This is a genomic window from Rhodococcus sp. EPR-134 (assembly GCF_001647205.1).
GTDB classification, from domain to species: Bacteria; Actinomycetota; Actinomycetes; order Mycobacteriales; family Mycobacteriaceae; genus Rhodococcus_F; species Rhodococcus_F qingshengii.
This window is the reverse complement of the sequence record NZ_LVCT01000398.1, coordinates 1-10,823: the sequence shown is the minus strand read 5'-3', so window position 1 is coordinate 10,823 and position 10,823 is coordinate 1. Positions and strand designations below refer to the sequence as shown.

General features: G+C 63.6%; 9 protein-coding genes, 2 pseudogenes and 1 riboswitch. Of the genes and pseudogenes, 5 read left to right on the top strand and 6 right to left on the bottom strand.

The window, feature by feature from the left end; all coding sequences use genetic code 11:
- Positions 1-573 (top strand): annotated as a pseudogene (locus A2J01_RS18240) (AMP-binding protein); the annotation flags it as partial.
- 82 nt (positions 574-655) lie between these two features.
- Here A2J01_RS18240 and A2J01_RS18235 read toward each other — a convergent pair.
- The 4 genes from A2J01_RS18235 to A2J01_RS18220 all read right to left on the bottom strand — a co-directional run bounded on the left by A2J01_RS18235 (position 656) and on the right by A2J01_RS18220 (position 5,229).
- Complete coding sequence (locus tag A2J01_RS18235) at positions 656-1,783, bottom strand: glycosyltransferase family 4 protein (protein ID WP_003941734.1); 1,128 nt, start codon at positions 1,781-1,783, stop codon at positions 656-658.
- A 78-nt stretch (positions 1,784-1,861) separates the two neighbouring features.
- A complete protein-coding gene (locus A2J01_RS18230; protein ID WP_231915821.1) occupies positions 1,862-3,220 on the bottom strand; it encodes a peptidase MA family metallohydrolase in 1,359 nt (452 codons plus the stop codon).
- A gap of 74 nt (positions 3,221-3,294) precedes the next feature.
- Complete coding sequence (locus A2J01_RS18225) at positions 3,295-4,347, bottom strand: C40 family peptidase (protein WP_003941704.1); 1,053 nt, start codon at positions 4,345-4,347, stop codon at positions 3,295-3,297.
- A gap of 324 nt (positions 4,348-4,671) precedes the next feature.
- Positions 4,672-5,229, bottom strand: coding sequence for a C40 family peptidase (locus A2J01_RS18220; RefSeq protein WP_003941754.1), 558 nt, complete (start codon positions 5,227-5,229; stop codon positions 4,672-4,674).
- A gap of 14 nt (positions 5,230-5,243) precedes the next feature.
- A riboswitch (cyclic di-AMP (ydaO/yuaA leader) is annotated at positions 5,244-5,422 on the bottom strand.
- A 599-nt stretch (positions 5,423-6,021) separates the two neighbouring features.
- Here A2J01_RS18220 and A2J01_RS18215 point away from each other — a divergent pair.
- On the top strand, positions 6,022-7,704 hold the full coding sequence (locus A2J01_RS18215) for a DEDD exonuclease domain-containing protein (RefSeq protein WP_231915822.1): 1,683 nt from the start codon (positions 6,022-6,024) through the stop codon (positions 7,702-7,704).
- Between the two features lie 78 nt (positions 7,705-7,782).
- The gene (locus A2J01_RS18210; protein ID WP_003941677.1) at positions 7,783-8,058 is read left to right on the top strand and encodes an Lrp/AsnC family transcriptional regulator; all 276 of its coding nucleotides are present in this window, start codon (positions 7,783-7,785) and stop codon (positions 8,056-8,058) included.
- Positions 8,059-8,066: 8 nt separating this feature from the next.
- On the opposite strand, the gene trpD is transcribed toward A2J01_RS18210, so the two are convergent.
- A complete protein-coding gene (gene trpD, locus A2J01_RS18205; protein WP_064113263.1) occupies positions 8,067-9,158 on the bottom strand; it encodes an anthranilate phosphoribosyltransferase in 1,092 nt (363 codons plus the stop codon).
- A gap of 139 nt (positions 9,159-9,297) precedes the next feature.
- A complete protein-coding gene (locus A2J01_RS18200) occupies positions 9,298-9,786 on the bottom strand; it encodes a hypothetical protein (RefSeq protein WP_030537046.1) in 489 nt (162 codons plus the stop codon).
- 127 nt (positions 9,787-9,913) lie between these two features.
- On the opposite strand from A2J01_RS18200, the gene ctaE reads away from it, so the two are divergent.
- Positions 9,914-10,525 (top strand): aa3-type cytochrome oxidase subunit III, encoded by a 612-nt coding sequence (gene ctaE, locus A2J01_RS18195; RefSeq protein WP_007730060.1) that lies wholly within the window; start codon positions 9,914-9,916, stop codon positions 10,523-10,525.
- Positions 10,526-10,589: 64 nt separating this feature from the next.
- Positions 10,590-10,823 (top strand): annotated as a pseudogene (locus A2J01_RS35205) (cytochrome C); the annotation flags it as partial.

The following is a 10,823-nucleotide window of genomic DNA, read 5'->3' as shown; positions in this document are numbered from 1 at the left end:
GAAGACGGCGAAATCCTCCTCTCGGGACCGGTGGTCTTCACCGGCTACTGGCGCAACGAGAAGGCGACCGCCGAGTCGATCGAGAACGGCTGGTTCCACACCGGCGACCTCGGCACCGTCGACAAGGACGGCTACATCACCATCACCGGCCGCAAGAAGGAAATCATCGTCACGGCAGGCGGCAAGAACGTCTCCCCCGCTCAGCTCGAGGATTCCCTTCGCGCGCACCCGCTGATCAGCCAGGCCATCGTGGTCGGCGACCAGAAGCCTTTCATCGGCGCCCTCATCACCATCGACGCCGAAGCTCTTCCCGCCTGGAACGAGCGCAACAACAAGGCCGCAGGAACCACAGCGGCCGACCTGGTTTCGGACGGCGAACTGGTCGGCGAAATCCAGGACGCCATCGACGAGGCCAACAAGCTCGTCTCACACGCCGAGGCGATCAAGAAGTTCCGCATTCTTCCGGTCGACTTCTCCGAGGACACAGGCGAACTCACGCCCACGATGAAGCTCAAGCGCAACGTCGTGCACGAGAGCTTTGCCGCCGACATCGAAAAGATCTACGCCAAGTAGGTTTTCGGCAAGCAGCTTCTCGCAGCAACGAACGGCCCGCACCGAATTCGGTGCGGGCCGTTTGCGTTCGAGTCCCGGTAGCTCAGCCGAGGAGATTACGCAGCTTCGAAGCGAGCGTGTCCCACTTCCAGTCTTCGGCAACCCATGCCCGGCCGGCTGCTCCCATCGCGGCCGCGCGATCACGATCGGACAGCACCTCGATCACGGATTCGGCGACGTCGCGAACAGAGGTGCCGTCGACCACGAGCCCGGTCTTGTTCTGCTGCACCGTTTCCGGAGCGCCACCACTGCGCCCGGCGATGACCGGCACACCGGTAGCCGAGGCCTCGAGGTAGACGATTCCCAGTCCTTCGACGTCCAATCCGGCGCCTCGGGTACGGCACGGCATGGCGAACACGTCGGCGATCGTGTGGTGCGCCGCCAACTCTGCGGCGGGCACCGTGCCCGTGAAGACGACGTGATCGTCCATCCCGGTCTTACGCGCCAATTGGCGGAGATGGTCCTCGTACGGCCCACCTCCGACGATCACCAGTACCGCCCCGTCAATGCTCTTGCGTACGGTCGGCAGCGCCTTGATGAGCATGTCCTGCCCCTTGCGTGGCACGAGCCGCGACAGGCACAGGATCGTGGGCCGCTCGCCCAGCCCGTATCGCTTACGCAGTTCCGCGCGGGCGACCGAGTCCGGGTGGAACACTGACGTGTCCACTCCGGAAGGAAGGTGCTCGAGCGCCGCTTGCGGGCCGAAGGCCGCCGAGAACCGCCCACGGGTGTATTTGCTGACGAACGTCACCGCATCGGTGTGGTCACCGATCACACGCAACGACTGCCGCGCACCGGGAATCATCGACCATCCGACCTCGTGGCCGTGAGTACTCGCGATCACTCGGCTCGCTCCGGCGCGTCGAACAACCGGTGCCAACAACGCCAACGGTGCTGCCGCACCGAACCAGACCGACTCGCAGTCGTGCTTCTTGACCAACTTCGCGGCTCGACGAGCGACAAAAGGCGACGGCAGCATCAGCGTCGTCGGGTGCCGAACGACCTCGAAAGGCTGTGCCGCATCGAACTTCTTGTGCGAGTCGCCCCGCCACCGCGGTGCGTACACCACCAACTTGTCCGGCGGCAGATGCCCGGCGAACGTGTGGAGATAAGACTGGATACCTCCGGGGCGAGGAGGAAAATCGTTGGTCACCAAGAGGGTCCGGCGCATCCGTCCACCGTAGGGCACTCGGTGCTTCAAACGTGCGAAGGGCACCTCGCCGCTGCAATCGACCCAGCCGCGAACTACTCAGCCCAGATGGCTGTTGGTCCAGTCGACCCATCCGGTTCGCAATTCTTCGGTTCCGACGCCAACGACCGCTCGGATCCGCGAATCGAGGTCTTCGGCCGTCATCTTTCCGGAGGCGAGAGCGCGAAAGAGGTCGGTCAGCTTTGCTTCTCCGAATCGATCGGCGATATACGCGTTGATCGACCACGCCGATTCGTACGCCAGTGAACTCACGACCGGTACACCGCTGAACTGCGTGTCGTCCGGAAACTCGGTCGGAGTATCGCCGGAGCGTACCGCTGCCGCCAGAGTCGGCGCGATCTCACCCCAGGCCCGCGAGGATCCACGGTTTCCCGCGTATTCGGCAAACCCTTCCAATACCCACATCGGCGACCCGTCACGGGTTTTCGATCGGGCGGCTATGTGCATCAGTTCGTGGCGCAACACCGTTCGCCTGGTGATGTCGGTCAACCTCGAAGCCGCGGCAGGCGAGAAGACCACCCGCTGGCCGCTCACGTCGGAAGACCCGTCCGCCGTCGCATCCGCGACCGACACTGCGGCAATCGAAGCGCCGTCGTGATGGGAGCCGACCAGTGCGGTGAATTCCTCAGCGGACCCCGCCACCATGAGCACCGCGCGCTCGGACCACCACGGCCCCCACAACTGCGTCGTGTTCTCGATGGCTGAGTCCACATCGGCAGCCAAAGCGTCGACGAACGCCTGCTGACCCGGGTGGCCGATCACCAGCGCGTTACCCGCAGAATTCTCGGCGACGGCAAGCGGGCCGAAGTCCCAGGGGCCATTCCAGGATTCGCCCGCCGTTCGGGCGCCGTCCAGTCCGACGATCGACCCGTCCGCAAGAACCGACCACTGATCGCCGCGTTTCGCGAGTGTCATGGACACTGCCTTGCGCGTGGGCAATGCGTCGACGCCGTCGAGGGCGTACCGCAACAGAACTTGCGCATTCCATACTTCGACGTCTCCGCCCGGCGCACCGGTTCGCGGCGCCGGAGTCAGGCCGCCGCTGGGAATCTCGTATCCCCAGTCGGAGAATTCGAGCGCTCCCGCTGCAGTGGCTCGTCGAACTTCCGCCTCGAGCACACCGGGTGCGGCGGAACTGTCGACGAACTTCGCCAGCCCCGACGGATCGTCGGACATCTGAGCCGCGGCCCATGCATCGAGAAAGCTCTGGACTTGAGCGCTGCGTTCCGCGTCCTGTTCGGCGGCGGCGTTTTCGTCGGAATCGGACCTGTTCGTCAGGAAGATCGTCAGGCCCAGAACGAGCACCACGGCTACACCGAGCGCCACGAGGGCCGGATACTCCCAACGGCGTGGTCGATCTGCGCCGACGTCGGGCGTCGTCATCGGTTCAGTCGGCACGGTGCCGAGTGTAGGAGAACTCGACTCGACGCTTCACGGCGGCTGGCCACACGCCGCTCGGGCGCAGCAAGCCGTCAGTAACGACGCGCAGTGGAGAACTCCATGCCTGCCATCGACTGGACCTTCACCGGTACGCCGAACGTCGACGCATGCAGAATGTTTCCGTCGCCGGCGTAGATGCCGACATGCGAGTTGTCGCTGTAGAACGTCACGACGTCGCCGGGCTGTAGTTGGTCCCTCGACACCGGTACACCGCCCTGCGCCTGCGCTTGGCTCGATCGCGGCAGAGTCTTTCCGATCTGCTTGTAGGCCCATACCACCAGACCTGAGCAGTCGAACTCGTTCGGGCCGGTCGCGCCCCAGACGTACGGGTCACCGATCCGCGTGAGGCCTGCCTGCAGAGCAGCAGCACCCGAGCCAGGGGTCAAGTTAGCCAGAATTTTGCTGAGATCGACGTCCGGCGGGAAAGGCGTACCGCTCAGTTGGTTACGTTCGTCGTCGGTGAGATTCTGGAAGGCTTTGGTCACGTCGGCGATCTGCGTCTGCAGTTCACTCTGCTTGCGCTGCAAATCGTCACTGAGCGCGCGGGCTTGATCGGCGGCGGTTCGCGCTTCTTCGGCCGATCGCTTCGACGCTTCCGAGGCGGCACGCGCATCGGCAGTGGCTTGGTTGAACTGAGAGACCTGTACTGCCGCGTCGTTGGAAATCACGTCGAGCGCAGACATCTGGTCGAGCAACTGCTGCGGCGAGTCGCTCACCATCAACGCAAAGAGGCGATTGGTTCGCGCACCCTGGTAATTCGCTGTGGCAATACGGTTTACCGCCGGAGCGAACTCGGCGACGCGCGCCGAAGCCGCGTCGAGAAGACCCTGATCGGCTGCCGATCGCACGTCCGCATCATTCGCGACTGCCAGCTTCGCGTCGAGGTCGATCTGCGCGTTGTGCAGCGCTTCGTTGGTCTGCTCGGAAACCCGGGAGAGTTCACCGAGCTTGTCGAGCGCCTCGGTGGGGTTGGTGATGACGGGGTCGGCACCGGCCTGCATCGAAGGCCCTGCAACGAGTCCGAACGCCAGCACTCCCACTGTCAATGCGGCCCGTACTCGACTGTTGTTTTTCGATGAAACCACGGAATGCAACTCTCCGTCTCGGTGAAGCGACGCCGACCGGGACCGGTCGACGATCTGTTAGCTGGCTGTCAACTATCCACAGTACCTGTCTCGGCCGCGCAATGTCTCGATAAGGTTACGGAACGGCATAAGTTTGTGTCTACTCGCCGGTAGGCGTGTCGGGGTGAAGTACCGGGCGAATTGTCGCGAAACGAAAATGTGGGCCCCGAATCGAAGATTCGAGGCCCACATTCGAAGATGCGGAGCTCCCCCGAGCTCCGCCGCATCACAGCGGCGGATCGTTCCGACTGCCTACCGGAGACAGCCGTCGAGCGTGTTCAGAAATCAGTAACGGCGAGCGCCGTCGTACGGCATCGAGGACACCGGAGCGAGCTTCACGGGCTGACCAGCGGTCGACGCGTGGATGACATTGCCGTTACCGGCGTAGATGCCCGAATGCGATCCGCCGTAGAAGGAGATCACATCGCCGACCTGAAGATCGGACTGTGCGACGGCAACGCCGGCTGCAGCCTGGTCGTAGCTCGTGCGAGGCAGGTTGAGACCGGCCTGCTTGTATGCCCACTGAACGAGACCGGAGCAGTCGAATGCGTCCGGGCCGGCTGCGCCGTACACGTACGGGGAGCCCAGCTTGCTCTCTGCGGCGCGAACTGCCTGCTCACCAACACTGGAGATGGGAGCGGCCGGTGCAGCCGGTGCGATGTCGGTGATGCCCGGAATGACCGGCAACTGAGGAATAGAAACGCCCGGAACCTCGAACGTGCCGACGCCGGGGATGGTGATGGGGTCTGCCGAGGCAGGTGCAGCGGTTGCAGCGAATGCTCCGACTGCGAGCGCGCCGGCTACTGCCAACTGCGCTGAACGCTTGAAACTCTGTGACGCCACTTAAGGGGTGCTCCATTTCTTCCATTCATCCGCCGACCGAGTTAGCTGACGGGTTCGGGCTGGGAAGATCAGCCCTACCCGCGTGGTCTGCAGCGATCCTGCGTGCTGCACCCCAGGCGGGATTCACCCCAGTGGAAACTTGGGTTCCCGGTTCGGGTTCCTCGCGGAGATCCCGATTAGGCGGTTCCTGACGATGCCGGTCCTGTTTGGTCCGGCAAGACTTCGTTAGGTCTCAGGAAGGTTACGAAATGATCGCGACGATGTCGACCGCTTCGTGACAATCGCGCCCGAATCGCCGGAAATGGTGGTGCCGCGCCCGCGATACGCCCGGCGGGTCACGGGGAGATAACAACAGGTCGGTTCGGCGACCCACTCCAGGCCGTCAAACCCGCGCCCGATACCCACTGCCAAGGCTCACCAAACCCGACAATCCGATCTTCCATGCAGTTCAACGATGATTACTTGAAACTAGAACCTGTTCCGGTCACGGACGCGGTTTCAGCCATCGACAGACGCGCCAACGACCCCTCGACTCGCCCTACTCACAAGTAGGCGCGCGTCCACATTCGCGAGTTCCCACCGCAAGTGTGATCCTCGTCTCTCCTACTTTTGTCGGGCGTTCATCCACCGATTTCGCAATGGAAGTCCGTGCGGGTCGGATTCCGTGTCTGCGCTCTCGAATTCGTGTCGGGGGGTACTTCTATTGTCTGCGGTGTGAGTCCCGCCTCGGCCCGAGAATTTCCGTCTCCGCCCCCGTTCTCCGACGGGGAGAAGTTCGACGTCGGGCGGCAACTGAGCTTCGACGAACTGGACACACCGCTGAGCGAGACAACATTTGTCGTCGTCGACCTCGAGACCACAGGGGGCAGCGCCGACCAGGACTCCATCACCGAGCTCGGCGCCGTCAAGATCCGCGGCGGCGAGGTACTGGGCGAAATGGCTACACTCGTCGACCCCGGCCGGTCGATTCCGCCCTACATAGTCGAACTGACCGGAATCACCACGGCCATGCTGATCGGCGCACCTCCCATCGAACGTGTCCTGCCTGCATTTCTCGAGTTCGCCGAGGGCGCGGTGCTGGTGGCACACAACGCGCCGTTCGACATCGGTTTCCTCAAAGCAGCGGCGTCACGCAGCGCGCGCCCGTGGCCTGCGTTCCGTGTCCTGTGCACCGTCAAACTCGCCCGGCGCGTACTCACACGCGACGAAGCACCTTCGGTGAAGCTCTCCGCACTCGCCCATCTCTTCCAAGTGACCACCCAGCCGACGCACCGGGCTCTCGACGACGCGCGTGCGACCGTCGACGTCCTCCACGGACTGATCGACAGGGTCGGAAACCAGGGTGTCCACAGTTACAGCGAACTAGTCGACTACCTGCCCAACATTTCCTCGCATCAACGGGCCAAACGGTCCTTCGCCGCAAACCTGCCGCGAAGCCCCGGTGTCTACCTTTTCCGCGGTCCTTCCGACGAAGCCCTCTACATAGGAACTGCTACCGACCTTCGACGCCGCGTCCGCAACTACTTCACCGGTTCGGAGACCCGCGGCCGGATGAAGGAAATGGTCGCGCTGGCCACCCGCGTGGACCATGTCGAGTGCGCGCACGCTCTCGAAGCCGGGGTGCGTGAACTACGACTGCTGAGCGCGCATGCGCCGCCGTACAACCGTCGCTCCAAGTTTCCCAAGCGAGGTTGGTGGATCACCCTCACCGACGAGGCGTTTCCGAGACTGTCCGTGGTTCGCACGCCCACGGCCGATTCGATCGGCCCGTTCACCTCTCGCGCCGACGCAGTCGACGTCGCCGACACCGTCGCAGAGTTCAGTCGTCTGCGCACGTGTACCAAGCGTCTCGGACGCGGCGCCGTTCACGGCCCTGACTGCCCCGCTCGCGAACTGGGGGCGTGTCCAGCCTCCTGGACCCCGGAAATCAACGCAGAGGACTACGCGGCCGCCCCTGAGGCCGTGCGTGGATTCTTCCGAGGAACCAACGACGCTCCCCTCCAACAGATGCAGGCCCGGATCGACGAGCTGTCCGCACACGCGTTGTTCGAGAATGCTGCTCGTCTGCGTGACCGAACGGTCGCAGTCGCCACCGCAGTGCGGCGCACTCAGCGACTCGCCGCAGTCGCGGCGATCGAACAACTCGTTCTCGCCCGCCCCACCGGAGACGGCGGCTGGGAGCTGTCGGTGATCCGGTCCGGGCGTCTCGCGTCCGCCGGGCTCGCCAGACGTGGGACTCACCCGATGCCCGTCGTCGACGCCATCACCGCGGCGGCCGAAACCGTCCTACCGGACGACGCCCCGTTCCGCGGCGCGTCACCCGAAGAACTGGGACTGATCGCAAGGTGGCTCTCGTCGGACTGTGTCCGAATCGTGTCGGCGACATCCGGATACGTCGAACCTGTGAGCGGCGCCGGCAAGTGGGAAGCCTGGTGCCGACTCGCCCGAGCCGGAACCGAATCCGAACATCGATGACGTAACGGCGGGGCGGCACCCCTAAGCTCGATCGAAACCACCGGGTCATCACAACCCGCAGGGAAATCGAGGAGAGAAATGATCAACGCCATCGTCATGATTCACGCCGAGTCCGCTCGGATCCCGGAAACCGCGCAGGCCGTCGCCGACCTGTCCGGAGTGACCGAGGTCTACTCGTGCGCAGGTGACGTCGATTTGATCGCCATCGTGAAAGTGCGTGACCACGCCCAGATCGCCGACGTGGTCACCGGAGGAATCAACAAGGTGCCCGGCGTTCTCCGAACCGCCACACACATTGCGTTCCAGTCATTCTCCAGCGCAGACGTCGAGGCCGGTTTCTCGCTGGGTGAATAGCCCCTCGATCAGGCTTGGTCGGCCAGCTCGGCGGTGAGCGCCGCCCACTTGTGAAGCAGTTCAGCGCCCGCGCCGCTGTCGATCGCGGCAGCGGCTGCAGTCATCCCGGCAGAGATCGCACTCTCGAGATCGTCGCCGACACCGTTGAATGCCGCGATGGCCGCTCCCGCGTTCAGCAGGACCGCGTCCCGGACCGGCCCCTTCTGCCCGGAAAGCAGCGTTCTGGCGACGGTGGCGTTGATTTCGGCGTCGCCTCCACGCAACTCTTCGAGAGGAACGCGGTCGATTCCGAGGTCACGCGGATCCAGCGTGACAGTTCGCACACTTCCACCCCCGACGATGTGAACCGTCGACGTCGTCGATGTGGTCAGTTCGTCCAGTCCGTCGTCTCCCCGTACCACCAACGCCGAATTACCGCGCTGCGCAAGGACTCCCGCGACGACCGAGATCAGTTTCGGAAATGCGCACCCGATCAGCCCGGCACGCGGACGAGCCGGATTGGTCAGTGGACCGAGGACGTTGAATGCCGTCGGAATGCCGATTTCCTTGCGAGGCACCGCCGCAAAGCGCAGTGCGGGATGGAAGACCGGCGCGAAACAAAAGCCGATGCCGACCTCTTCGACGCACCTCGCAACCTGCTCCGGCCCGAGGTTGATGCGAACGCCGAGCGCCTCGAGCACGTCGGCGCCACCGCTCTTGGACGAAGCAGCGCGGTTGCCGTGCTTGACAACTCGCACACCGGACGCGGCAACCACGATCGAGGCCATCGTCGAGATGTTCACCGTGTTGGAGCGGTCACCACCCGTGCCGACGATGTCGACGACGTCGGAATCGACCGGCACGCGCCTGGAGTGTTCGAGCATCGCGGCGGCGAGCCCTTCCAACTCCGCGGGGGTTTCTCCCTTCATCTTCAGACCGACCCCGAAAGCAGCGATCTGAGCGGAGGTGGCGTTGTCCGACATGATCTCGCCCATAGCCCAGCGACTGTCGGCTTCCGACAAGTCACTGCCGTCCGTGAGCAAACCGAGAATCATCGGCCAGGACCGCACCACTGCACTCGAATCGATGTTCACGGCGTTGGATGCGTCGGTGCCGGCCATAGTGCCTTGGTCCCCTGTCGTTCAAGTGGGCTGGATTTCGAGCTGTCGTTTCGAGCTGCCATTTTGTGCTGCCATTTTGTGCTGCCGATGACCCTCGCAGCCTAGTCAGTGAGGTAACGAGGAAACCGAATAGGGCCGCTCAGGACTTTCTGCGACCGCGTTTGGGCGGCGCCTCCGCAAGTATCGGGGGCTGGAGCGCGTCCCACCCGGCGACCGAACCACCGAGTCGCTGCGCCAGACCAGCCATTCGTGACCGCTCCTGGGAGCAATGCAGGGCGTCAAGCACCTGGACACGCTCGAAGACGACGCGAACCGAATTCTCGACCACCGGAGTCACGTCCTCGGGCCGACCCACGCCTCGCACATATCCGTCCTGGGCGACGATGCTCTCGGCATCGGCTACCGAGCCCTCCGGGAGGTCGAGATGATGCCGCAGAACCACTTCGGACTCCGCCCTGAACTCCGGCTCGGTGGAGGCGGCACGTTCGAGAGCCGTCGAGCTCGCCTCGGCGTCGTCGAAGCCTTCGGCAACGACGACCAGATCCGACCGCCCTGCATCGAGCGGTGTCGGAATCTTCGTGCCGAAAATTCTCAGGAACCACGGTCTACTCTTGTGTGTAGCTGCCATCGCGCCAGCATATTCCGACCACGCCACCAGCGCGTTCGCCGCCCGATCCCGCGAACTCGAGCCGAGCGACGCGCCGATGGTGGACCCGAGTGGTCGTCTCTTACGACGAAGCGTCATACTTCTGTCTGTGACGAGCGCAGTAGGGACTTCAGGATCGGCAATCACCCAACGCGTGCACTCGCTGAACCGGCCGAATATGGTCAGCGTTGGCACCATCGTGTGGTTGTCAAGTGAGCTCATGTTCTTCGCAGGGCTCTTTGCCATGTACTTCGTGGCACGAGCTCAGGCGAACGGAAATTGGCCGCCGGAGCCAACCGAATTGAACCTGTATCTGGCCGTGCCGGTGACCTTGGTGCTTATCGCATCTTCGTTCACCTGCCAGATGGGTGTCTTCGCGGCTGAGCGTGGCGACGTCTTCGGACTTCGTCGCTGGTACACCATCACCTTGGTCATGGGGGCGTTCTTCGTCGCCGGCCAGGGTTACGAGTACTACCACCTCGTGCACGAGGGCACCACGATTTCGAGCAGCGTGTACGGCTCGGTGTTCTACATGACCACCGGCTTCCACGGTCTGCACGTCATCGGCGGTCTCATCGCCTTCGTCTTCTTGATCGCACGTACCCGGGTCAGCAAGTTCACGCCCGCCCAGGCCACCGCCGCGATCGTTGTTTCGTACTACTGGCACTTTGTCGACATCGTGTGGATCGCGCTGTTTGCCACGATTTATTTCATCCGTTAATCAGCTGTACGCCCCAGGCAGCCCCTGACGTCCAGTTCCGTCCCGACATACCAAAGGGATACAGATGAGTTCATCCCCCCCTCCCGCATCCGATAACTCAGCGAATGCCGCGAAGTCGCGTCGCCAGCGGAAAATCCGCCGGCGCGTCACTGGCGCGCTCGTATTGATGATGGGATTGATCAGCGCAGGTTTCCTCGCTTCGGCGTTGACACCAGCTCCGCAGGTTGCGACCGCCAGTGACGATTCAGCAGCCCTGATTCGTGAAGGCAAGCAGCTGTACGACACGTCATGCATCACG

Excerpts from the sequence above, each read along its gene's own strand:
- A2J01_RS18235 (WP_003941734.1), bottom strand. The coding sequence starts at position 1,783 with ATGCGCCGGACCCTCTTGGTGACCAACGATTTTCCTCCTCGCCCCGGA.
- A2J01_RS18210 (WP_003941677.1), top strand. The coding sequence starts at position 7,783 with ATGATCAACGCCATCGTCATGATTCACGCCGAGTCCGCTCGGATCCCG.
- trpD (WP_064113263.1), bottom strand. The coding sequence starts at position 9,158 with ATGGCCGGCACCGACGCATCCAACGCCGTGAACATCGATTCGAGTGCA.
- A2J01_RS18200 (WP_030537046.1), bottom strand. The coding sequence starts at position 9,786 with ATGGCAGCTACACACAAGAGTAGACCGTGGTTCCTGAGAATTTTCGGC.